Genomic DNA, 21,862 nt, shown 5'->3' with positions numbered 1-21,862 from the left:
TTCGGCTTGTGCAATCCCGCCCTGGCTGGCGATATCGGCCGACCATGATCTGGCTGCGGCGCGTTTGCGTCTACCTCGGCATTACCCTCTGCGCGACGGCGACAATGACGGCGGAAGATTTCGCCCGCGATCTCTCGCGCCTCCACGTCGACCGGCTCGGCGGCCTCGACGCCATCCGCCGGCTCACCGCCATGGAAGTCACCGGCGAAACCCGCATCGCCGGGCAGACCCTGCCCTTCCGCATGGTCGCCGCCCGCCCCGACCGCGTCTGGATCGAAACCCGCGCCCCCGGCTCCACGCTCGTCAGCGGCTACGACGGCAACGACCCTCCCTGGCAACGCGACCAGCCCGACCAACCCGCCCGCCGCCAGTCCGCCTCCGACGCCCGCGAATTCAAAGGCGACGCGCAGTTCGACGACCTCCTCATCGAGCCCGAACGCCGCCAGATCTCCCTCGACTACCTCGGCATGAACGAGCTCGACGGCACCCTCTGCTACCAGTTGCTCGCCACCGTGCGCTTCACCGACCAGTACTCGCTCTTCGTCGACGCCCGCACCCTCCTCATCGTGCGCCGCGATTCGGCCCGGCGCGACCGCACCGGCAAGCCGTTTGTCATGCGCATCCTCTACTCCGACTACCGCCCCGTCGCCGGCGTGCAGCAACCCTTCCGCATCCGCGCCTTCGCCGGCCAGGAGCTGTTGCACGAAACGATCATCACCCGCATCACCCCCAACCCGAAAATCCCGGACGGGCTTTTTTCCATGCCGGACGCCTCCTCCCCCCGCGCCGGTTCCGCACGTCGTTGACCCCGCAGACCGCGCGACCGCCTCTCCGACGCAAATTTGCACGGTTTTATGGCGAACTTTTCTTTGCAAGTGGTGGCAAATTGACTCTCTTTCGCGGCATATGGCCAACGACCAGACCGCAACCCTGACACTGGAAGGAAAAGAACTGAAATTGCCGATCATCGTCGGTACCGAAAACGAGAAGGCCTTCGATATCTCGAAATTGCGTTCCGAAACCGGATTTATCACCTACGACGACGGCTTCGGAAACACCGGTTCCTGTCACAGCAAGATCACCTACATCGACGGCGAAACCGGCATTCTCCGCTATCGCGGCTACCCGATCGAGCAGCTCGCCGAACACTCCGGTTTCGTCGAATCCTCCTACCTCGTCATCAACGGCGAACTTCCCACGCCCCGCCAGCGCGCCACCTATTCGCGGCTCCTCACCGAAAACGCCCCGCTGCGCGAGGGCATGATCCGCTTTATCCAGAGTTTCCCGCGCGACGCCCACCCGATGGCCGTGCTCTCCGCCACGCTCAACGCCCTCGGCGCCTACTACCCGCACCTCGCCAGCAACAATCACCAGAACGACCTCGAGCACTTCGAGGAGACCGTCGCCATCGCCATCTCCAAGGTCCGCACCATCGCCGCGCACACCTACCGCGTCGGCAACGGCCAGCCCTTCAACTACCCGCGCCCCAACTTCGGCTACTGTGAAAACTTCCTCCACCTGATGTTCTCCGAGCCGTGGAAGGAATACATCCCCACCGCCGAAGTCGCCCAGGCGCTCAACCTCTTCCTCCTCCTCCACGCCGACCACGAGCAGAACTGCTCGACCTCCGTCGTGCGGATGGTCGCCTCCGCGGGCGCCAACCTCTTCGCCTCCGTCTCCGCCGGCGTCAACGCCCTCTGGGGCCCGCTCCACGGCGGCGCCAACATGGCGGTCATCCAGATGCTCCGCGAAATCCACGCCACCGGCGACGACGGCACCCGCTTCATCGAGGCCGCCAAGAACGGCCAGGGACACCGCCTGATGGGCTTCGGCCACCGCGTCTACAAAAACTACGATCCGCGCGCGAAGATCATCAAGGCCAGCTTCTACAAGGCGCTCGGCTCGCTCGGCATCAAGGACGACCCGCTGCTCAACATCGCCATGAAGCTCGAGGAAGTCGCCCTGAACGACGAGTACTTCCTCTCGCGCAAGCTCTACCCGAACGTCGATTTCTACTCGGGCCTGATCATGCGCGCGCTCGGCATCCCGGAGAACATGTTCACCGTGATGTTTGCCATCGGCCGCATGCCCGGCTGGATCGCCCAGTGGCGCGAAGTCGCCGCCAACCCGAAACTCAAGATTTACCGCCCGCGCCAGATTTACAACGGCCACACCCGGCGCGACTACGTGCCCCTCGACCAGCGCAGCAGGGACTGACCGCCGGTCTTGACGGAGCGGCGGCATTCCTGCCGCTGCAGACGACGCGCAGCGTCGCCGGTCAGGTCAATCAGGTGAGGGACGGACGGGCGGCCGGTCGGTCAAGGTGAACGGCGAGGCACGGGGCGAGGCGCTGACGCGCCTCGTCGCAGCGGCAGGAATGCCGCCGCTCCGCAAGGCCTCCACCGACGGCGATCTGCACCGCCCGCTTCAAGCCGCCAGATACGGCAGCGTGGTGGCCAGTTCCAGGACCTTCGGCTTGCCTTCGATCAGTTCGCCGATGGCGTCCCAGCGGCCGTTGACGAGCGCGTCACGGGCGCTCTCGCGCTGGGTCACGGGCACGCTCCGGCCGCCGAAACGCACCTCCAGCTTCTCCACGTCGACGACGATTTCGAGTTGAGGATCGGCCTCGATGGCGGCGGCGATTCGGGCGATGTCCTCGCGCTTCGCGTTCACGCAGGGGATGCCGAGCGTGGTGCTGTTGCCGAAAAAGATCTCGGCGAAGTTTTCGGCGATGACGGCGCGGAAACCGGCCTTGTGGATCGCCTGCGGAGCGTGTTCGCGGGAGGAGCCGCAGCCGAAATTCGCGCCGGAGAGCAGAATCGTGGCGCCCTTGTGCTCGGGCTTGTCGATCGGATGCGCCGGGACGACGGGCTGGCCTTCGGGCGTGTGGCGGACGTCGTAGAATAAAAATTCGCCGAGCCCGTCGAAGGTGACGCACTTCATGAAGCGCGCCGGGATGATGCGGTCGGTGTCGATGTCATTGCCGGGCACGAACACGCCGCGACCGGTGACCTGGGTGATTTTTGCGAGAGCCATTTTTCAAGAGTGATTGATTGTTTTGTTAACCACGGATTTCACGGATGGACACGGATTGGGGAACCATGAGTCCCTTCATTCTCTGTATCCGTGAAAATCCGTGTAATCCGTGGTCGATCCTGTTTGCGGGTTTCAGTTGCTGGCGACCTCGAAAACCTCGCGGGCGTCGCTGACCTTGCCGGTGATGGCGGCGGCGGCGACCATGAGCGGGCTCATGAGGATCGTGCGGCCGGTGATGCTGCCCTGGCGGCCCTTGAAGTTGCGGTTGGAAGACGACGCGCAAAGCTGGTCGCCGATGAGCTTGTCGGGGTTCATCGCCAGGCACATCGAGCAGCCGGCGGCGCGCCATTCGAAGCCCGCCTCGACCAGCACCTTGTCGATGCCGAGCGATTCGCAGATCATGCCCACGCCCTGCGAACCGGGGACGGCGATGGCCTTGACGCCGGGAGCGACCTTCCTGCCCTTCACGAACTTCGCCACTTCCTGGAAATCGGAAAGGCGGCCGTTGGTGCAGGAGCCGAGAAAGGCGACGTTGATCGCGGTGCCCTTGATCGGGGCGCCGGGCGTCAGCTTCATGTAGGCGAGCGCTTCCTCGATGGAGGCTTTCTCGTCGACCGCGGTCGCTTTTGCCGGATCGGGAATGGTCTCGTTGATTGCAATGCCCTGGCCGGGATTGATGCCCCAGGTGACGGTCGGCGCGATCTCGGCGGCGTCGATCCTGACGACGTCGTCGTAGCTGCAACCGGGATCGGAAGCGAAGGACTTCCAGCGCTCGACGGCGGCCTCCCAGGCGGCGCCTTTCGGCGAGTAGGGACGACCCTTCAGGTACTCGAACGTGGTGGCGTCGGGATTGACGTAGCCGACGCGGGCGCCGCCTTCGATGGACATGTTGCACACGGTCATGCGCTCCTCCATCGAGAAGTTGTCGAAGGTCGTGCCGGCGTATTCGTAGGCGAAGCCGGTGCCGCCGTTGACGCCGAGCGTGCGGATGATGTGCAGGATCACGTCCTTGGCGTAGACGCCGGGCCGGAGCTTTCCGTTGACCTCGATGCGGCGGACCTTGAGCGGCGAGAGCGCCATGGTCTGCGTGGCGAGGATGTCGCGGATCTGCGTAGTGCCGATGCCGAAGGCGACCGCGCCGAAGGCGCCGTGCGTGGAGGTGTGCGAGTCGCCGCAGGCGATCGTCGTGCCGGGCTGCGTGATGCCCTGCTCGGGGCCGACGATGTGCACGATGCCCTGCTTGCCCGTGGCGCGGTCGAAGAAAGTGATGCCAAACTCGGCGCAGTTTTTCCGCAGCTCGTCCATCATGGCCTGGGCCAGCGGGTCGGCGTAGGGCTCGACGAGCTGGTCGGTCGGCACGATGTGATCGACCGTCGCAAAGGTGCGGTGCGGCATGACGACCTTGAGGCCGAGGTCGCGCAGCATGCCGAAAGCCTGCGGGCTCGTCACCTCGTGGATGAGGTGCGTGCCGATGAGGAGCTGGGTCTGGCCGTTGGCCAGGTTGCGCACGGTGTGCGCATCCCAGACTTTCTGGAACAGTGATTTAGCCATAGGAAACAGATATCGGGAGTGTGTGCGGTCGTTGCGGTCGCGGTGTTGGTCGTAACAGTGGTCGTTCGGCGGCGGCGAAGCCGTCGTGGTCAACTGACAGGAGAACGATCCTACCAGAACGTTGCGTTGCCGGGAAATACTTGTTTGCTCGCCGGTGATGCCACGCGAGTATCAATTCCCGTTCGAGTTGCGCCATCTGGTCTATTTCCGCGAAGTGGCGCGGTTGCTGCATTTTCGCAAGGCCGCCGAGTCGCTGGCAGTGGCCCAGCCCGCGCTCAGCCGGCAGATCGCGCAACTGGAACAGGCGCTCGACGCCCCGCTTTTTCTGCGTTCGCGCCGGCGCGTGGAGCTGACCGCCGCCGGCAAGGCGCTGGCCGAGCGGATCGAGCCGCTGCTGCGCTCGCTCTCGCTCGTCCCCGGCGAACTCCAGGCGCTGGCCGAAGGCGAGACCGGACACCTGCGGCTGGGCTTCACCGGACTGGCGATGGCCACGGTGCTGCCGGGGATTTTGCGCGAGTTTCACAAAAAACATCCGCGCATCCGGCTCGAACTGAACGAATCCCCCACCGCCACCCAGCTCGCCGCGCTCAAGGCGGGCGAGATCGCCTGCGGTTTTTTCCACCCCGACGCCACCGCCACGCCCGGCGTGCGCACGCGCCTGCTGCTGCGCGAGCGCAACGGCGTGGTGCTCCCGGCCGAACATCCGCTGCGGGCGCGCGAGGAACTGCGGCTGCGCGACCTCGGGGACACGCCGTTCGTGCTGTTCCCGCGCACCCACAACGCCGGTTTTTACGATCGCATCCTCGCGGCCTTCTCGCGCGCGGACACGACGCCGCGCGTGGTCGAGGAGGTGTGGCCGCGCTCCAACGCGATCGGCCTCGTGCGCGCCGGCATGGGCGCCACGTTCATGTGCCCGTCGGAGGCGCGCCAGCTTCCGCCCGAAGTGGTTTTCCGGCCGCTCGCCGGGCCGGCCCCCGAAAGCCGCCTCGTCATCGGCTGGCGGGCGGCGGCGGAGAGCGAACCGGCGCTGGCGGCGTTTCTCGACGCGGCCAATATCGGGCATCCCGGCGAACGCGAAAAACCGCCCCCTCCCGCCGCGCCCGGTCATTCCTCGAGGTGAAATACCTCGCGCAACTCCGTCGACACGGGGCTGTCGTCCGCGTTCGAAGGCATGAGTTCGCGCATCGATTTCCACCAGCGCCGGCAGACGTCCGTGCGCGCCACGTCCGCCCAGCGTTCCTCGCTCTCGATCTCCACGTAGCCGAAAAGCTGGCGCGTCTCCGCGTGCAGGAAGATCGAGTAGTGGCGAGCGCCGTGCGCCCTGAGCGTGGCCGCCAGCTCGGGCCAGATCGGCGAATGGCGTCGCTCGTATTCGGCCTCCTGGCCGGGATGCACGGACATGACAAAAGCCTTGCGAATCATGGCCGCGGACTTTGCCGGAAAACTCAGCCCTTGGCCAGCTCTCCGCGCAAGCGCGACATCCGGCGCGGCTGGCCGCCGTGCGCGATCACCTGACGGCGCAGTTCGGCCAGGAGGACGTCGATGCCGTCGCCGGTCAGGCACGAGATGCCGACGGGTTTGATTTTGTGGCGCCGCCGGAATTTTGCACAGTGGGCGGCCGCGCCTTCGATGTCCATTTTGTTGGCCACGACGATGCGCGGTTTTTTCAGCAGCGTGCGATCGTAGGCCTTCAGCTCGGCGAGCAGCGTGGCGTAGTCGTCGCCGGGTTCGCGCTCGTCGGTGCCCGCCATGTCGATGAGAAACATCAGGAGCGTGCAGCGTTCGATGTGACGCAGGAAACGGTGGCCGAGCCCGCGGTTCTCGCTGGCGCCCGCGATCAGCCCGGGCACATCGGCGATAAGCAGGCGGTCGAATGTATCCGCATACTCGATCACGCCGATCTGCGGATGCAGCGTGGTGAAGGGATACGGAGCCGTCTTCGGCCGTGCCTTCGTGATGCGTCCGGTCAGCGAGGATTTGCCGGCGTTCGGGAAACCGACGAGACCGATGTCGGCGATGGACTTGAGCACGAGCCGGTACGTGCCGCCCGCGCCGGGCTGGCCGTCGTTGGCGCGGCGCGGCGCCTGGTTCGTGGAGGATTTGAAGTGGTTGTTGCCCCACCCGCCGTTGCCGCCCTTGCAGAGCACGATGCGCTCGCCGTCCTCGATCACCTCCGCGACCGTCTCGCCCGTTTCCTCGTCGATCACGACGGTGCCGAGCGGCATCCTGAGGATGGCGGACGCGCCTTCGTGGCCGTTGCAATCGCTGCCGCGGCCGTATTCGCCGTCCTTCGCGTTCCAGTGCGGCTTGTATTTGTAGTCGATGAGATTGTTCGTGTCGTCGTCACCGAGGAGGACCACGTCGCCGCCCTTGCCTCCGTCGCCACCGTTCGGGCCGCCCCACGGTTCGTACTTCTCGCGCCGGAAGCTGACCGCCCCGCGACCACCGTCGCCGGCTTTGACCTTGATGACACACTCGTCGATAAACATCGGCGGAAGCGTGCAGAAACCGCCGCCCTTGCCAAGTGCCGCGCCGAAAGCCCGGAAGATTTCCTGCTCCCGACGAATAAAACCGCTTCACATTTGCGCCCCCGGTTCCAGGATCGGTCTCGCCATTCCCCGGCAATACGCTCTCCCGATAACCCTTAACCCCCTCGTCCCCATGATCATGGTCGAAACCTCCAACCTGGGCGCCTGGCTTGCCAACCAGCGCGGCCAGCTCCTGCTCACCATCCTCGATGAAGTGCGCGATTTCATTTTCGTCAAAGACACGAAAGGCAACTTCCTCTACAATAACCGGGCTCATCTCGAAAATCTGGGCCGGACCCAGGAAGAGACGCTCGGGAAAAACGATTTCGACCTGTTCCCGAAAGAAATGGCCGAGGGTTTTTTCTTCGACGAGACGCGGCTTTTCGAGACACACAGCCCCGTCATCAAGGTGCAGGAAACGGTCAACGCCCGGGGCGAGCTGTTTTTTGTGACGGCGCTGAAGCTGGTCGTCGGCAACCCGCGCGGCGATATCCTCGGCCTTGTCGGCATCGTGCGCCGCCTGCTCAGCAACGATCACGGCGGTCTGGAAAAAACCCACCGCGACATCCTCGAAGTGCTCCGTCGCGAACCCGGCACCACGCCCGCCCAGCTCCGCGCCTTCGAACTTTCGCTGCCCATGTTGCTCTCGCGTTGCCGACGGGAGAATTGAGCATCGGGATACAGAAGCTGAAACCGCTAAAGGACGCTAAAAATCGCTAAAGGAGAACAGATTGATCAGGGAATCAGGAGACCGGCCCTTCACCTGCCGGGTAAAGACATCCGTCGGGTCATCCTGCCCGGCTATGTTTTAGCGTCCGTTAGCGCCCTTTAGCGGTTCCCTCTGCCGCGGTTTTCAGGTTAAAAAGTGTTTCGCAGAACCTCCTCTTGTGGTTCCTGATTCCCTCCCGCCATGATAAAAACGCGTCCGCTCTCCTTCCCGAAAAACTTTGTCTGGGGCTTCGCCGCCGCTGCTCCCCAGATTGAAGGCGCCGCCTTCGAAGACAACAAGGGTCCGTCCGTCTGGGATACCTTTGCACGCCAGCCGGGCGCCATCCACAACGGCGACAACCTCGACGTCGCCTGCGACCACTACCATCTCTACAAAAAAGACTTTGCGCTGATGGCGAAACTCGGCGCGAAACACTACCGCCTCTCCATCGCCTGGCCGCGCATCTTTCCGACCGGCGCCGGCGCCGTAAATCCGAAGGGGCTCGATTTCTACAAGCGCCTCCTCGACTCGATGCACGACCACGGGCTCACCCCTTGGGTCACGATGTTCCACTGGGACCTGCCGCAAGCCCTCGAGGACCAGGGCGGCTGGCGCGTGCGCTCCACCGCCGACGCCTTCGCCACCTACGCCGACACCCTCGTCAAGGCGCTCGGCAGTCGCGTGAAACACTGGATCACGCTCAACGAAATTCTCTGTTTCACCCGGCTCGCCTACGGCATCGGCGAGAAGGCGCCCGGCAAGAAGGAAAGCGAGGCGGTCGTCAACCAGACCTACCACACCGCGCTCCTCGCCCACGGCCACGGCGTGCGGGCCGTCCGCGAGCATGGCGGACGCGGCGCCCGGGTCGGCCTCACCGACAACTCCTCCGTGCCCGTCCCCGTCACCGAGACCGACCGCGACATCGCCGCCGCCCGCACCGCCTTTGTCGCGGACAACATCCGCGTCCTCGATCCCATCTACCGCGGCCACTACTCCGCCACCTACCGCCGCATCACCGGCAAGAATGCCGCGAAGTATCAGAAAAAGGACTTCGATCTCATCTCCCTGCCCACCGATTTTCTCGGGCAAAACATCTACACCGGCTACTTCGTGCGGGCCGGAAAAGGCGGCAAGCCGGAAGCGCTCCCCTACCCCGCCAGCTACCCGCGCGCCGATGCCCCCTGGCTCGCGCACACGCCCCAGGCGATCTACTGGGGCCCGCGTCACGCCGCCGAAATCTACGGCGCCAGCTCGATCTATATCACCGAAAACGGCGCCGGCTACGACGACCTCCCGCCGGTCAAGGGCGAGGTGCATGATCTCCACCGCCGCGATCTCGTGCGCAATTACCTGAAGGAAGTCCACCGCGCCATCGGCGACGGCGTGCCGCTGAAGGGTTATTTCCTCTGGTCGTTCATGGACAACTTCGAGTGGCAGGATGGCTACAACCGCCGTTTCGGCGTCGTGTACTGCGATTTCAAGACACAGAAACGCACGCCGAAGACCAGCGCCCTCTGGTACAGCCGCGTCATGGCGGAGAACCGGATCGTGTGATACCGAAAGAGCGTTCCGAAGGAGCGGCGGCATTCCTGCCGCTCCCGTGCACAAAAAAACCGCCGCAGGCGGCACGGGCCCTCTGCGGCGGTTTGCTGAAAAACGGACTGGCGTCTTACTCCGCGCCGGCGGCTTTCTTCGACTTGCTCACGCGCTTCGGCTTCGGAGCTTCCTCGGCGGCGGGCTGCTCCTCGACGATCGGATTCTCCGAAACGACATCGAAACCGAGTTCGACGGTCACGTCGTGGTGCAGCTTGATCTTCACCTCGTGCTTGCCGAGGGTCTTCACCGGAGTGAAGAGGTGGATCTTGCGGCGGTCGATCTCGATGCCGGCCTCGACCAGCTTCTGGTGCAGGTCGACGGCGGTGATCGCGCCGAACATCTTGCCGCCTTCGCCGGTCTTCACCGCAAAGGCGATGGCGGTCTTCTCGATCCGCTTGCCGAGTTCCTGCGCGCCGGCAAGTTCGCTGGCCTCGCGCTCGGCGCGGCGCTTGCGGAGCGCATCGACGTGCTTGCGGTTGGCAAGATTGAGGGCGACGGCGTATTTCTGCGGAAGCAGGAAATTGCGGGCGTAACCGGCGCGGACTTTGACCTGGTCGCCCTCGGATCCGAGGTTTTCGACCGGCTTGAGGAGCAATACTTCACTGTATGCCATGGGAGTGTCTTTTGTTGGATTTGTTTAAGTTGAACGGTTCGTAACTGGCGGGTTGTTCAGAAGGGAACGTCGTCGTCAGCGATATCGGCGGCGGGTGCGGCCGGAGGCGGCGTGGAACGGGACGGGGCGCGCGGCGGGGGCGAGTGACGCTCGACCGTCTGGTCCACGCCATAATCGTCTCCGCCGGACGAGCCGGCGGGAGCGCCGCCGCCGCCAGGACCGCCTTCGCGGCCGCCGACAAACTGGAAGCTCTCCAGCACGACCTTGATCTTGCTGCGCTTCTGCCCGGAGGTCTTGTCCTCCCACTGATCGAACTTGAGCCGGCCCTCGACGAGGACGGACCGGCCCTTGGTCAGATACTTGGAGATGACTTCGCCCTGCTTGCCCCAGGCTTCGATATCAAAAAAGTTGGCTTCCTCGCGGGTCTGTCCCGATTCGTCCTTGAACTGGCGGCTGACGGCGAGGCCGAACTGGCAGATGGGCGTGCCCCGCGGCGTGACCCGCAATTCGGGATCGCGCGTGAGGTTGCCGAGGAGGATGACTTTATTGAAACCGGCCATGGTGTTCTGTGGATGCTGGGGCGGAGGCCGTGAGGCCCGCTTGCGGACGGCGACAGGCGCCGTGCCTGCGCGCGGGCGGCGACGAAATTCCGCGCGGGTTAGTTGTTTTCGATAAAAGTGCGATAGACGCTGCGGTTGAGGCGGAGCCGTTCCTTGAGGGCGGCGGGGGCGCTGGCGGGCGAGGTGAAGCTGACCTGCACGTAGTGGCCGGAAACCAGCTTCGGATTGGTGACGCGGATGAAGTCCTTGAGGCCAAGGTCTTCGATGGCGGTGACCTGGCCTTCGACGGCGGCGATCTCGGTTTTGACGCCTTCGATCAGTTTTTCGATGGTGTCTTCGGTGCCGCGGTTATCGAGAATGAAAGTCGCGCGGTAGTTGCGGGTGTTGGTGCTCATGTGATGGCTCTGCGGTTCAGAATGTTCATGGCCCGGTCGGGCCCCTCGTCGATGAGGAGCCGGAGGCCGGATACGTAGCGTTCGAGATTTTGTTCGAGGAGTGTTGTCTGTTCAGGTGTGAATCTGCCGAGGACGAAGTCCTTCAGGTCCATTTCGCGCGGAAGCTTCGGGCCGATGCCGAGGCGGTAGCGGACAAAACCGTCGCCGAGGCACTGGAGCAAGCTGGCCACGCCGTTGTGGCCGCCGGCACTGCCGGTGACGCTGACTTTTACGAGACCGAGGTCGATCGTGAGGTCGTCGTACACCGCGATGACGGCGCTGGCGGGGATTTTGAAAAACCCCGTGAGCGCCTGCACAGCGCGCCCGCTGTCGTTCATGTAAGTGAGCGGTTTGGCGAGGAGGACGGTGCGTCCGGGGACGGGGTCCCAACGGGCCACCTCCGCCTCGGCCGAACGGCGCTTCTCCCAGGAGAGACCGGTCTGGCGGGCGAGCGCCTCGACCACGATCCAGCCGATGTTGTGGCGGGTGGATTCGTAGTCGCGGCCCGGATTTCCGAGGCCGGCGACAAGCGTGATGGACATGACAAAGAACGTCGTCGCGGCCGGCGATGGCGGGCTTCCCGTTGCAGGGAAACGCGGCGCGTCGCCGGGGCGGCGGATGGATTATTTCTTGGCGGGCGCGGCGGCCGGGGCCTTGGCTCCAGCCGCGGGAGCGGCGGCCGCGGCGGCGGGTGCCTTGGCTCCGGCAGCAGGAGCGGCAGCGGCTGCTGCGGCGGCTCCGGGAGCAGGGGTGGCGGCGACTTCTTCCTCGACCACCTGGCAGGAAACGATGACGTGACCCGGAAGATCGCGCAGCTCGACGCCGGCGGGGGCCTTGATGTTGCCCACCTTGATGGATTCGCCGGCCTTGAGCTCGGTGACGTCCACCTCGATGTGCGGAGGCAGGTCCTTGGGCAGGCAGCGCACGCGCAGGGTGTGGGCGTTGATGTCGAGCACGCCGTTCTGGTTCTTGACGCCGAACGACTCGCCCGTGAGGGTGACAGGGACGTTGATGTCCATCTTCTCGTCGGCCTTCACTTCCTGAAGGTCAACGTGAAGGAAGCGGTCGGTGATGGGGTCGCGCTGGACTTCCTGGAGGAAGGAGAGCGCCTTTTCGCCCTGGTCCTTGCGGACCAGCTCGATGATCAACGAGCGGCCGGCCAAGGACTTGAGGAGTCGGGTGAACTCGGGAGCGTCGACGGCGAGCGTCTGGGGACTGGTATGCTTTCCGTAGAGGATCGCCGGGATCTGGTTGGCCTTGCGGACGCGGCGGGAGGCCGATCGGCCTGTCTGCGCACGGGGCGTGACGGTGAGGATGTGTTGTTCTTTGCTCATGGTTTTCGTTCCCCCTGTCCCTCCGGAATTGGAGGCAGGCGTAGTGGAAAAGGGGCGGATGCAACCGGGACCGGACCGTCTTGGCAACCAAAACTTTTTCACCGCATGAGAGGGAGAGATTGACGCCAGACCCCGACAGGAGACCATCGACCTTTTTTTCCCGACTTTTGCGATATGAAATGGTTTCGCCCCCGCATCGTTCTCCCCGGCTTCTTCCTGCTCGTTTCCGGCGCCGCTTCCTGTTTCGGCGGGATCGCGCCCGAATCCGTGACGGTCGGCGCGGGAAGCATGGAAATTTTTGATTCCCGGCAGACGACGGTCTTTACGGCAGAAGCCCGGTTCGCTCCCGTATTTTTCGATCTGAAACCGTGGATCGGCGGCTTCCTGACCACCGACGACGCCTGGTACCTGGGCGCCGGCCTCGTCTGGACGCTGGAGAAAAACGACCGGCCATGGTTCGCCGGCGTGGGCATCGGGGCCGGCTATTATGAGCAGGGCGACGGCAAGGACCTCGGCAGCCATTTCGAGGTGCTCAGTTTTGTCGAATGCGGCTACCGTTTCTCCGGCAACGTCCGGCTCACCCTGCGCCTCTCCCATATTTCCAACGCAAGCACGGCCTCCACCAATCCGGGGACCGAAATGCTCACGCTGGGCTGTACGGTGCCGCTGGGCGGGAGGTAACAGCCCGGCGGCGGGGAATCAGGCGCGATCCGGTTGGCCGAGCACCGCCTGCAAGGCGTGCAGCAACCGGTCGCTCCAGTATTGGCCGGCCACCGTGAGGCTCCACCTTTCGCCGCCGCCGGACGAGTCGCCCGCGGCAGGCTTCTCCAGCAGGCCGGCCTCGCTCCACTGGACGAACAGCCGCTCCGCCGAAGCGAGCGCCGCGGCGCTCACACCGGACCAGGCGGCCGGGACGAGCACGCACGCCTCGATCTGCGCGGAGAGGATTTCTTCCCACGCCGCGTCGGGCGTCGCGCTCCGGCCCAGGCAGTTTTTTTCGCCGGCCTTCACGGCGGCAAACCAGGCGTCGAGACCCGGCGTATTCACGAAACCATGACCGCCCCAGCGGCCGCCCGCCCCGCACCCGAGCGGCACGATATCGCCCGCGCCCTTGGCGAGCCGGTTGTAGACGCTCCGTTCCCGCGCACCCGGCCGCGCCCAGTGCCAGCGCGACAGCCGTCGCCAGCCGGCGATCCGCAATCGCTCCACCCCCCGGGCAAACCGCCGCGCCATCACCGCCTCGTCGGCCGGCGCGGCCCGCCCCGCCTCCGCCAGACGGGCCAGCGGACTGCCGGGGAAAACCTTCAGCCGGTAGAGATCGAGCCCGGCCACGGATTGTTCCGCGATGGCGGTTTCGAGATCGTGTTCCCAGCCGGCATCCGTCTGGCCGGGCAATCCGTAGATGAGATCCACGATGACCGGAGCCTCACCCGCCGCCGCGCCGATCTCGCGCAACCGGTCGAGCAGCGGCCCCGCGTCGAGCCGACGCCCCATCGCCCGGCGCACGTCGCCGTCGAAGGTTTGCACTCCGAGTGAAAACCGCGTGGCGCCGGCCGCGCGGCAGGCGGCGATTTTTTCCGCATCGAAGGTCGATGGCCGCCCCTCCACCGTGATCTCGGCGTCCGCCGTTACCGGAAATTTCTGGCGTATGCGCAGGATCGCCGCCGCCAGCGCCTCCGCCGGCAGGTCGCCCGGCGTGCCGCCGCCAAAATAAACCGCCTGCACCGGCGGACGGTCCGGCAGCCCGGCCAGCGGAGCGGCGGCGAGATCGATCTCGCACAGCAGCGCGTCGCGGTACGGACGCCAGTCCGCCGGATCGGCGTAGCGGTAAAAGGGGCAAAACACGCAGCGTGCGGCGCAAAACGGGAAATGCGCGTACACGGCCACCGGCCGGTTCGCCGCCTGCGGGCGCGCCGTCGTCGCCACCACCTCGCGCCATGCCAGCGCGGACGGCGAAACGCCGATGCCCGGACCGGTGCGAGGACGGTTTTTTTCCTTCTGTTCGGCGATTGCCTTTTCCAGCGAAGCGAGCGCGCGGAGCGCATGCGGCGGCAGCGTGGCCTCGATGGCGGCACGGGCCGCCGGATCGTCTTTCGCTGCCTGCAACGCATCAAAAATCCGGATCGCATGCGCGGGCATCGCCGCCTTCATCGCGGCCACCGGATCGACCTCCGGCGGCGTGGCCGGGGGCTCCGGTTTCTTTTCCGCGCGGTGGCGCGGCAACTCCGGCGCGTCAAATGCTCCGGTCAGCGGATCAACGCCCGTGCGGGCAAAATAACGGTCGAGATCGGGGGAGGTCGTCGTGGTCATGGTCGAGGGAAGGGAAAAGGAGGCGCTGAAGTGGCATGGGCTTCCAGCCCATGGGCGTTGCCTCTTCGCGTGGCACGGGCTTCCAGCCCGTGTTCCGGAGGGCGACGCTTCGCGCCGGCCACGGGCAAGATACCCGTGCCACGAAATACGGCCGTAACCGGACTTTCATGACACGGCTCCCGGGCCGAGGATGAAATGCGGCGGACAACCCGGCAGGGTGATCTGGCGCGCGTTGATGTTAAAAACCCCGCTCACCAGTTCCGGTGTCAGCGTGGCCTCGACCGGTCCCGCCGCCGCCACCCGGCCGGCCCGGATCACGAGCACGTCGTCGGCATAGGCCAGGGCGAGATTGAGGTCGTGCAGGATCGCCACCACCGTGACGCCGTCATCCGCCAGCCCGCGGGCGAGGGCGAGCGTGGCGTGCTGGTGCGAGGGGTCGAGGTTCGAGGTGGGCTCGTCGAGCAGCAAGGTGCGTGGCTCGCCCGTGTCCTCCCAGATCTGCGCCAGGGCCCGGGCGAGATGGACACGCTGTTTTTCGCCGCCGGAAAGCGTCGTGTAGGTGCGATCGCCCGCATGCGCCATGTCCACCCGCGCCAGTGCCTCGCGCGCGATGTCGTGATCACGCGCCGTCTCGCCGTTCGGCGAATGCGGCATCCGGCCGAGCAGCACGACTTCGCGCACCCGGAACGGAAAACTCAGCAACGACTCCTGCGGCAGCACCGCGCGCCGCCGCGCCAGCTCGATCGCCTTCCAGGTGCGCAGCGGCCGTCCGTCGAGCGAGGCCTCGCCCGCGTCGGGCGCGAGTTCGGCCGAGAGCACACGCAGCAGCGTGCTCTTGCCGGCGCCGTTGGGCCCGAGAATCGCCGTGAGCCGGCCGCGGCGGATCGCGCAGCTGACATTGTCGAGAATCGCCCGCCCGCCGCGACGCACGGTGGCGGCAGCCGCGACGAGATCGACCGACGCATGACCGCCGCCGGAATCCTCCTCCCGCCTGTATTCCGGCTCCTGTAGTCCTTGTTTCATTTCAGCTTTCCGTGTTCGGCTTTTCAGTTTTTTCAGCCCGCCGCCTGCCGGCGGTTGCGCAAGAGGCTGAAAAACACCGGCGCGCCGATCGCGGCCGTGATCACGCCCACGGGCAGCTCGGCGGGAGCGGCCAGGGTGCGCGCCAGGGTGTCGGCCGCGAGGAGCAGCGCGCCGCCGAAAATCGCCGAGGCCGGCATCACGCCGCGGTGATCCGGCCCGATGATCCCGCGCACCAGATGCGGCACGATCAGCCCGATGAAGCCGAGGCCGCCCGCCACCGAGACGCCCGCGCCCACGCCGGCCGCTGTCGCGAAAATCAGGATACGCTTGGTGCGTTGCAGGTCCACCCCGAGGTGCCCGGCCTCCGTCTCGCCGAGCAGCAGCGCATTGAGCGTCCGCGACTGGCGCATCACCAGCCAGAGCGCCCCGAGCAGCAGGGGCGCGGCGGCGGCGAGCTTGGGCCAGCTCACGTGGCCGAGGTTGCCGAGCGTCCAGAACGTGAACTGGCGGAGCTGGTCGTCGTCGGAAAAAAACAGCACCAGCCCGATGACCGCGCCGCCGAGGGCGTTGATGGCGATGCCCGCCAGCAGCATCAGGCCCACGACCGTGCGCCCCTCGACCACGGCGGCGCGGTGCATCAGCCAGGTCACGGCGAGGCCGCCCGCCAGCGCGCAGACCGGCAGGGCGAACAGCCCGAACGCGGCGGAAAACCCGGCGAGCAGCCCGGCGGCGAGTTTCAGGTAAAGCACGCTCCCGAGCGAGGCGCCGCTGGTCACGCCGATGAGTCCGGGGTCGGCCAGCGGATTGCGAAACAGCCCCTGCATTGCCGCGCCACAGACGCCGAGGATCGCCCCGATGGCCAGCCCGCCGACCGCCCGCGGCAGGCGGATTTGCCAGATCACCGTGCGCTCGGTGCCGGACAACGGCTCGCCGGTGCGCAGCAGCGCGTCAAAAATCCGTGAAAGCGAAATCTCCACCGCGCCGAGCCGCAGCGAGAGCAAAAACAGCGCCACCACCAGCACCAGACCCGCCACGAGAAAAATCCGGCGAAACACGGCCGGGTCCGGCGACGAGGCCGCCGGGCTTTCGCTGCGAACAGCCAGGGGAGGTGTCACTGTATTTTGCAAGGTGATACAGAAAAGTATGGATTTCCCCGGCAATCCGGAGCCATGGATTCCGATCCGGTTAGCCGCGAAAGGGCGCAAAAATCCTGACGCGCATGGAACCCTCCATCGCGCTTATAAGCGCGCGGGAGATTTACGACGGACAGAATGATCTTTGCGCCCTTTTGCGGCCATTCCTCCGCCTGCGGCGCAGCCGCGCCGGTTTTTCTGGCATGTTTTATGGGCATCTCTTCCGGTTGGTTCAGAGCGTGCGGCCTGTCACCGGGCACCGCAGGACGCCGCCGGTTCCGGGCTCCGTGCCGGCTTTCGCGGCGCTCGCGGCAGTCGCGGCCGTTTTTGAAGCAGCGGCTTCCGTCGTCGGGAAAAAGAGCTGCGAGATTTCCGCCGCCGCGTCGCCGAGGCGCGGGCCGAAAACGAGATGATAACCGAGGTCGAGCGCATGCACGCGCCCCTCGCGGCCCGCGCGCGTTTGCCCGAGCCAGTCCGGTTTGGGATGAGCGGCCGCGGCCGGATTGACGCCGTAGAGCACGATATCCGGATCGCGGGCAATCAGCGCCTCCGGGCTCACCGACTTGTAGTTTTGCACATCGGCAAAAACATTCTGCCCGCCGGCCAGGGTGATGAGCGCGTCGGCCGCCGTCCCCTGCCCCGCCGCCTGGGCGGTGGAATCGCTCGCGCCGAGGAGAAAGGCGACCTTGGGCGTGCGGCCGGCCGCAGCGGCGCGTTTTTGCACGGCGTCGATTTTTTCGCGGAGAGCGGCGGCGACCTTGGCCGCCTGCTCCTCCCGGTGCAGCGCGTTGCCGATCTGCGAGATCATCTCGACCGCCGCCTCGGCCGAAGGCCGGGAATCGACGTGCAGGAACGTGATCCCGGATTTTTCCAGAATCGCGACCTGGCTCTCCGGCCCCGTGCCGCGGGCGGCCACGATCAGGGTCGGATTTTGCGAGAGCACGCCTTCCGCGCCGATCGTGCGGAAGTAGCCGACGTCCGGCAGCGCCTGCGCTTCTTTCGGGAACACGCTGGAAGTATCGCGCGCCACGACCTCGTCACCGGCGCCGAGCGCATAAACGGTCTCCGTGACCGCGCCGCCGAGCGTGACGATGCGAGCGGCTTCGGCCGTTGCCGGAAACGTAAAGGCCGACACACAGAAAGCCGCCAGCAAGGCCAAGGGAAGCCGGAGGCGGCAAAGCGAATTGAGCATGAATGATGTCATTGGATTATAAATACGTTTTGCGGATGATCTGGCATCCGGTTGTTGGCGGTCAGCCTTTCCTGACCGCGTGCCCCACGTCATTGACATGGCTGAGTTGGGTCCAGTCGGCCGGATTGACCTCGTATGCCTGGCCGAACCCGGCGACGAGCCGGCCGCGCTCCGGAGTGAGCTGGAAGAGTTCGAAATCCACCATGGTTTCGAGGTGCTCCATCACCGGACCGAACTTTTCTTTCAGGATCGGGAGGATTTCGGTGAAACGTCCGGCATCGCGAGTCACGGGAGCGGCCGAACTGGCAAACGTCAGGCGGCGGCGGGCGAGAAGCTGGCGGGCGGAGGATTCGTCCTCGATCAGGAACACGCTGGCGCGCTTCGTGGCGCGGATGTTGTGCGTATGGTGCGAGAGGCCGCTGATATAGACGTAGAACGAGCCATCCACAAAAACCGCCGGGGCGACGGAGGCATCCGGTTCGCCTTCGGCAGAAACGGTGCCGAGGATGACGGTCCTGAAATTCTCGCGGAGAAAGGCGGCGGCTTCACGGGCGCGCCCGAACGCATCGCCGCCTGCAGGCCGAACGGGCGCGGAGGCATGCGCGGTGCCGGCCGTGTGCCCGGGAACCTGCGGCACGGCGGCACCGAGCGCAGTGGCCGCAGCGATAGCCATGTCAACGAGCACCGGATGGGCATCGGCCGGGCTGGAAAGCGGTTTGGCAAAACCGATAAAGATCGCCCGCACCTCGCCGGAGGGAAGCGTGGCGTCGAGGTAGATGCCGTTCTGGTCGATGCCGGTCAGAGTGGCGGCGATGGCCTCGGGCAGATTGCCGTAATGACGGACATAGCCGAGGTTGGCGCTGGCGTGATCCTCGTTCATGTGCCCGAGGATGCGGTCGAGATGCTCGGGCTTGAAAAAAGGTTCGGCGGAAGGATGGGGAGCGGTGGCAGTGGTGGTCATGCGAGTCGTATGGGAAGTTACTGGTGATACGGTTATATGAGCGTGATCACGCTGATATGGGTCGATGGAAACGGGAAAAGAGGAGCGGCTGCAGCCGCTCCTCTGAATCAATGCTTTATATGTGAAAGTTCGTTTTCAGATGTGGAAATCAGGCTTTGCGGCGACCGCGAAGCAGGCCTGCGGACAGCGCCAATAGAGCAAAGAGGCCAGCATAGGTAGAGGGTTCCGGAATTGCAGTCGTGATAACCAATTGAGGCCGTATTGACTCATCCGGGTTCCTGTTCGCTGCAAGTGCCGGGAAAATTGCCGTATTCGTTGCGTCACGAACCGACTCGGACTGGGTCAATAACAGTCCGTAATTCGCCAAGCTACCATCAAGCCATTCCTTGACTGTCGAGGTAACGTCAATCTCCAGCCAGTATCCAACGCTGGAAATATCTGATATCGAAGCGACAAGCGAGTCCGGAGCAGGCTGATTGCTCCAAGTAAGTGTTGTTTGATCCCAGCCAGCCGTAAGCGTATAGAAATCGATTGCGACCGGATATTCCTCCGATGGGTTCAAGCCAAACCCGATGGCAGAATTATCCAATACATACAAGCGAAGCGTCGCGCTTGAGACTGAAGCTGCATCTATCGCAGAAACAGATGAAAGATCATATTGGATATATGCATTCATGCTGTGCGGAGATGCAACTCCTGTATTGGTAGGAGCTATAAAATCCGGGTACAAGTCATAAAATACCCAACCAGTCAAGAATTCATAGGCCATGGTGTTTTGGCTGGCTCCCACAGTATACGTAGCGGCCTGGATGGCAGGAGCTGTGCCATTCGTAGCAACTACAACCCCTGCGCATGAGAGCATAAAAGCCACATTTCTATAAATACAATTTAAGTTCATAAGTATTCGATTCAGAAGTAAAAACCAAGTGTAAACTAACGATTCCAGCGCCGACGAACAATTGTGCTCGTCAAAACTATAAATCCCAAGACTGCCGCCCAAGTCGAAGGCTCGGGAATGGCAGAAAATACTGTGCCTTGATCAAGCTGTAACGCGTAAAGCTGAGAATGCTGTACACCAGTAAACGAAATATTGAACGACTCCACATTTTCGATGTCGCTAAAATCCCACTGAAGAAGATATGTATTATTATAAAGCGACTCTTCGCCTGAAGGCATAGTAACAGTACCATTATACTGCTGATAAATGACTGCACTATAGCTTGCCGTCAGAGTGTAAGCTGTGCTATCGCCCTGCACATAATAAATCAATGCGGGCAACTCATGATTAAAGAAATCATAGGTCCAAGCCTCACCGATCTCGATTTGGAATACGACATTAGACAAATCATCTATCGCCGTAGAGGTGACAGCCAGAGTCCCTCCCTCATTGTTAACATCTCCGGAAAAACCACCAAAGTAGATCGAACCACTGGCGGGATAAGGCCCACCACCGGTGCCGTTGCTAACCTTGAGCAATTCAGCGGTGCCAGTACTGCTGCCTTGGGAGGCGACTCCATTCGGCCAAGCGGCTGAGCCGGGGAAGCCTGTAGCAAAGCCTACACCAGTTGTGCTCAGGTCTGTCCACACGTCGTAAGTAGACCCCGCCCCTAGGTTGAGGGCGAGGAAGTGATCGCCGCCCGTGGCCGAATAGGCCAGCGAGGCGCATGTCAATGAAGCAGCGATCGCTGCAAGTTTTGTTATTGATGACTTCATAGTATTCTTCCGATTTATGATTATGGAGTATTCCCAAAAATGGGAGTGATGCTCCGAAAGAGACATGCGATTGCATGCAAAATCCTTCCAACGAGATTATGGAACGTTACCCATAGCGATCAGGAATATGATAGTCTCCGGTACCGCCACATGCCACCAAGCAGAACCAAGCACCCGGCAACATAAGAGAAAGTGGCTGGTTCGGGAACGGCCGCTACCGACGCATAGATGTCACTTTGATCAAGTTGCATCGCATATAGTTGTGCATGCTGAACACCGGTAAAATTAATGGAAAATGACGCAACAACCCCTGTGACAGCACCAAAGTCCCACTGTAGCAAATAATTATTTATATAGACTTGCTCCTCTCCACTCGGCATGGTAACAGTACCGTTATCAACCTTGCTTATTACTGATGCATATGTTGCCTCCAGATGATAAACTGAATCATCTCCTTCGATGGTATAAGTAAGCTCCGGCAAGACATGATCAAAAAAATCATAGGTCCATGCCTCGCCGATTTCTATCTGGAAAACGACCGTCGCGAGATTGTCAACCGGCGTATCATCCACAATACCCAATGTCCCTCCATTTTCATTTATATTGGGAGAAAGTCCTCCAAAATAAATAGATGCCGATGCCGCATAAGGACCTCCTGCATTATTCGTACCATTTGATATTTTCATCAACTTTGCCCCTCCCTGCTCGGTACTACCGGGTTGAGAGTTTTGGGGCCCCCACATGGTCGTTCCCGGAAACCCACCAGTCCCGGAAAGAGCAACACTCGAAAGATTGGTCCATTTATCAATAGTTGAAGTGCCCTCCAAGCTGACGTCGATAAGCTGCTGCCCGGCTTGGTATGCGGCAGATGCTGTGGAGACTCCCAGCGCAACAAAGACTAGCATCCTACACATGAACCCCATACCGTTTATCCTACCCAAACAATCAATATACTTTTTCATAAACCCCCAATTATATTAATAATAATATGCTTCAGACAAAAATCAATATTTGGCTCCCGGTCTGTGAGTAGGGTCATCATTTACCCTAGCAACTTCTGACCATAATCGCATGTCTCTCAATTGGCTGCAGGACATCAGTGACACATGCCCATCAAGGAAAGTCACCGCTGCACGTCCGCCCAGCCTATATGATATATAGCCGTATTC

General features: G+C 63.4%; 21 protein-coding genes. 6 read left to right on the top strand and 15 right to left on the bottom strand.

Translation table 11 applies throughout. From position 1 onward, the window contains the following. Positions 1–44: 44 nt before the first annotated feature. Positions 45–806, top strand: a complete 762-nt coding sequence (locus tag OPIT5_19705; protein AHF92135.1) for a hypothetical protein — start codon at positions 45–47, stop codon at positions 804–806. Positions 807–906: 100 nt separating this feature from the next. Further along, the gene (gene gltA / locus OPIT5_19700) at positions 907–2,217 is read left to right on the top strand and encodes a type II citrate synthase (GenBank protein ID AHF92134.1); all 1,311 of its coding nucleotides are present in this window, start codon (positions 907–909) and stop codon (positions 2,215–2,217) included. 210 nt (positions 2,218–2,427) lie between these two features. Here gltA and OPIT5_19695 read toward each other — a convergent pair whose 3' ends face one another. After that, positions 2,428–3,036 carry an isopropylmalate isomerase gene (locus OPIT5_19695; GenBank protein AHF92133.1) on the bottom strand — a complete coding sequence of 203 codons (609 nt, stop codon included), beginning with the start codon at positions 3,034–3,036 and terminating at the stop codon, positions 2,428–2,430. Between the two features lie 132 nt (positions 3,037–3,168). Next, positions 3,169–4,587, bottom strand: a complete 1,419-nt coding sequence (locus OPIT5_19690) for an isopropylmalate isomerase (protein AHF92132.1) — start codon at positions 4,585–4,587, stop codon at positions 3,169–3,171. Positions 4,588–4,744: 157 nt separating this feature from the next. On the opposite strand from OPIT5_19690, the gene OPIT5_19685 reads away from it, so the two are divergent. Continuing rightward, a complete protein-coding gene (locus OPIT5_19685; protein AHF92131.1) occupies positions 4,745–5,707 on the top strand; it encodes a LysR family transcriptional regulator in 963 nt (320 codons plus the stop codon). Here OPIT5_19685 and OPIT5_19680 read toward each other — a convergent pair. After that, entirely contained in the window at positions 5,692–6,009 is a 318-nt protein-coding gene (locus OPIT5_19680; protein ID AHF92130.1) for an L-rhamnose mutarotase, read from the bottom strand. The two genes, OPIT5_19685 and OPIT5_19680, sit on opposite strands and share 16 nt — an antisense overlap. A 23-nt stretch (positions 6,010–6,032) precedes the next feature. Continuing rightward, complete coding sequence (locus OPIT5_19675) at positions 6,033–7,076, bottom strand: GTPase (GenBank protein ID AHF92129.1); 1,044 nt, start codon at positions 7,074–7,076, stop codon at positions 6,033–6,035. 172 nt (positions 7,077–7,248) lie between these two features. Between OPIT5_19675 and OPIT5_19670 the strand changes: the two genes are divergently transcribed. Next, complete coding sequence (locus tag OPIT5_19670) at positions 7,249–7,785, top strand: diguanylate cyclase (GenBank protein ID AHF92128.1); 537 nt, start codon at positions 7,249–7,251, stop codon at positions 7,783–7,785. Between the two features lie 240 nt (positions 7,786–8,025). Beyond that, positions 8,026–9,378 carry a beta-glucosidase gene (locus OPIT5_19665; protein AHF92127.1) on the top strand — a complete coding sequence of 451 codons (1,353 nt, stop codon included), beginning with the start codon at positions 8,026–8,028 and terminating at the stop codon, positions 9,376–9,378. 115 nt (positions 9,379–9,493) lie between these two features. Here the strand turns inward: OPIT5_19665 and OPIT5_19660 are convergent, their stop codons facing one another. The 5 genes from OPIT5_19660 to OPIT5_19640 form a co-directional block, all read right to left on the bottom strand. Continuing rightward, positions 9,494–10,033, bottom strand: a complete 540-nt coding sequence (locus OPIT5_19660; protein ID AHF92126.1) for a 50S ribosomal protein L9 — start codon at positions 10,031–10,033, stop codon at positions 9,494–9,496. 56 nt (positions 10,034–10,089) lie between these two features. Beyond that, on the bottom strand, positions 10,090–10,593 hold the full coding sequence (locus OPIT5_19655) for a single-stranded DNA-binding protein (protein AHF92125.1): 504 nt from the start codon (positions 10,591–10,593) through the stop codon (positions 10,090–10,092). Between the two features lie 98 nt (positions 10,594–10,691). Then, entirely contained in the window at positions 10,692–10,988 is a 297-nt protein-coding gene (locus OPIT5_19650; GenBank protein ID AHF92124.1) for a 30S ribosomal protein S6, read from the bottom strand. Then, entirely contained in the window at positions 10,985–11,569 is a 585-nt protein-coding gene (locus OPIT5_19645) for an aminoacyl-tRNA hydrolase (GenBank protein AHF92123.1), read from the bottom strand. Before OPIT5_19645 ends, OPIT5_19650 begins: the two co-directional genes overlap by 4 nt. 81 nt (positions 11,570–11,650) lie before the next feature. Next, positions 11,651–12,361, bottom strand: coding sequence for a ribosomal 5S rRNA E-loop binding protein Ctc/L25/TL5 (locus OPIT5_19640; GenBank protein ID AHF92122.1), 711 nt, complete (start codon positions 12,359–12,361; stop codon positions 11,651–11,653). A gap of 174 nt (positions 12,362–12,535) precedes the next feature. Between OPIT5_19640 and OPIT5_19635 the strand changes: the two genes are divergently transcribed. Next, the gene (locus OPIT5_19635) at positions 12,536–13,042 is read left to right on the top strand and encodes a deacylase (protein AHF92121.1); all 507 of its coding nucleotides are present in this window, start codon (positions 12,536–12,538) and stop codon (positions 13,040–13,042) included. Positions 13,043–13,060: 18 nt separating this feature from the next. On the opposite strand, the gene OPIT5_19630 is transcribed toward OPIT5_19635, so the two are convergent. The 6 genes from OPIT5_19630 to OPIT5_19605 form a co-directional block, all read right to left on the bottom strand. Next, positions 13,061–14,671 carry a radical SAM protein gene (locus tag OPIT5_19630; GenBank protein ID AHF92120.1) on the bottom strand — a complete coding sequence of 537 codons (1,611 nt, stop codon included), beginning with the start codon at positions 14,669–14,671 and terminating at the stop codon, positions 13,061–13,063. Positions 14,672–14,836: 165 nt separating this feature from the next. Further along, entirely contained in the window at positions 14,837–15,601 is a 765-nt protein-coding gene (locus tag OPIT5_19625; protein AHF92119.1) for a hemin ABC transporter ATP-binding protein, read from the bottom strand. A 125-nt stretch (positions 15,602–15,726) separates the two neighbouring features. Next, the gene (locus OPIT5_19620; GenBank protein AHF92118.1) at positions 15,727–16,809 is read right to left on the bottom strand and encodes a heme ABC transporter permease; all 1,083 of its coding nucleotides are present in this window, start codon (positions 16,807–16,809) and stop codon (positions 15,727–15,729) included. A 250-nt stretch (positions 16,810–17,059) separates the two neighbouring features. Further along, positions 17,060–18,019 (bottom strand): ABC transporter substrate-binding protein, encoded by a 960-nt coding sequence (locus OPIT5_19615; protein AHF92117.1) that lies wholly within the window; start codon positions 18,017–18,019, stop codon positions 17,060–17,062. A gap of 61 nt (positions 18,020–18,080) precedes the next feature. Continuing rightward, the gene (locus OPIT5_19610; protein ID AHF92116.1) at positions 18,081–18,980 is read right to left on the bottom strand and encodes a HutZ protein; all 900 of its coding nucleotides are present in this window, start codon (positions 18,978–18,980) and stop codon (positions 18,081–18,083) included. Between the two features lie 2,122 nt (positions 18,981–21,102). Next, positions 21,103–21,195 (bottom strand): hypothetical protein, encoded by a 93-nt coding sequence (locus tag OPIT5_19605; GenBank protein AHF94535.1) that lies wholly within the window; start codon positions 21,193–21,195, stop codon positions 21,103–21,105. Positions 21,196–21,862 lie beyond the last annotated feature (667 nt).

This window comes from Opitutaceae bacterium TAV5, assembly GCA_000242935.3.
In the GTDB taxonomy this organism is placed as follows: Bacteria; Verrucomicrobiota; Verrucomicrobiia; order Opitutales; family Opitutaceae; genus Geminisphaera.
Note: the sequence above shows the minus strand (reverse complement) of the source record. Positions and strands in the feature narration are given on the sequence as shown.

What these genes read in the sequence shown, in the direction of transcription:
- OPIT5_19705 (AHF92135.1), top strand. Translation starts at nt 45, where the DNA reads ATGATCTGGCTGCGGCGCGTTTGCGTCTACCTCGGCATTACCCTCTGC.
- gltA (AHF92134.1), top strand. Translation starts at nt 907, where the DNA reads ATGGCCAACGACCAGACCGCAACCCTGACACTGGAAGGAAAAGAACTG.
- OPIT5_19695 (AHF92133.1), bottom strand. Translation starts at nt 3,036, where the DNA reads ATGGCTCTCGCAAAAATCACCCAGGTCACCGGTCGCGGCGTGTTCGTG.
- OPIT5_19690 (AHF92132.1), bottom strand. Translation starts at nt 4,587, where the DNA reads ATGGCTAAATCACTGTTCCAGAAAGTCTGGGATGCGCACACCGTGCGC.
- OPIT5_19685 (AHF92131.1), top strand. Translation starts at nt 4,745, where the DNA reads ATGCCACGCGAGTATCAATTCCCGTTCGAGTTGCGCCATCTGGTCTAT.
- OPIT5_19680 (AHF92130.1), bottom strand. Translation starts at nt 6,009, where the DNA reads ATGATTCGCAAGGCTTTTGTCATGTCCGTGCATCCCGGCCAGGAGGCC.
- OPIT5_19675 (AHF92129.1), bottom strand. Translation starts at nt 7,076, where the DNA reads ATGTTTATCGACGAGTGTGTCATCAAGGTCAAAGCCGGCGACGGTGGT.
- OPIT5_19670 (AHF92128.1), top strand. Translation starts at nt 7,249, where the DNA reads ATGATCATGGTCGAAACCTCCAACCTGGGCGCCTGGCTTGCCAACCAG.
- OPIT5_19665 (AHF92127.1), top strand. Translation starts at nt 8,026, where the DNA reads ATGATAAAAACGCGTCCGCTCTCCTTCCCGAAAAACTTTGTCTGGGGC.
- OPIT5_19660 (AHF92126.1), bottom strand. Translation starts at nt 10,033, where the DNA reads ATGGCATACAGTGAAGTATTGCTCCTCAAGCCGGTCGAAAACCTCGGA.
- OPIT5_19655 (AHF92125.1), bottom strand. Translation starts at nt 10,593, where the DNA reads ATGGCCGGTTTCAATAAAGTCATCCTCCTCGGCAACCTCACGCGCGAT.
- OPIT5_19650 (AHF92124.1), bottom strand. Translation starts at nt 10,988, where the DNA reads ATGAGCACCAACACCCGCAACTACCGCGCGACTTTCATTCTCGATAAC.
- OPIT5_19645 (AHF92123.1), bottom strand. Translation starts at nt 11,569, where the DNA reads ATGTCCATCACGCTTGTCGCCGGCCTCGGAAATCCGGGCCGCGACTAC.
- OPIT5_19640 (AHF92122.1), bottom strand. Translation starts at nt 12,361, where the DNA reads ATGAGCAAAGAACAACACATCCTCACCGTCACGCCCCGTGCGCAGACA.
- OPIT5_19635 (AHF92121.1), top strand. Translation starts at nt 12,536, where the DNA reads ATGAAATGGTTTCGCCCCCGCATCGTTCTCCCCGGCTTCTTCCTGCTC.
- OPIT5_19630 (AHF92120.1), bottom strand. Translation starts at nt 14,671, where the DNA reads ATGACCACGACGACCTCCCCCGATCTCGACCGTTATTTTGCCCGCACG.
- OPIT5_19615 (AHF92117.1), bottom strand. Translation starts at nt 18,019, where the DNA reads ATGCTCAATTCGCTTTGCCGCCTCCGGCTTCCCTTGGCCTTGCTGGCG.
- OPIT5_19610 (AHF92116.1), bottom strand. Translation starts at nt 18,980, where the DNA reads ATGACCACCACTGCCACCGCTCCCCATCCTTCCGCCGAACCTTTTTTC.
- OPIT5_19605 (AHF94535.1), bottom strand. Translation starts at nt 21,195, where the DNA reads ATGATTTTTTTGATCATGTCTTGCCGGAGCTTACTTATACCATCGAAG.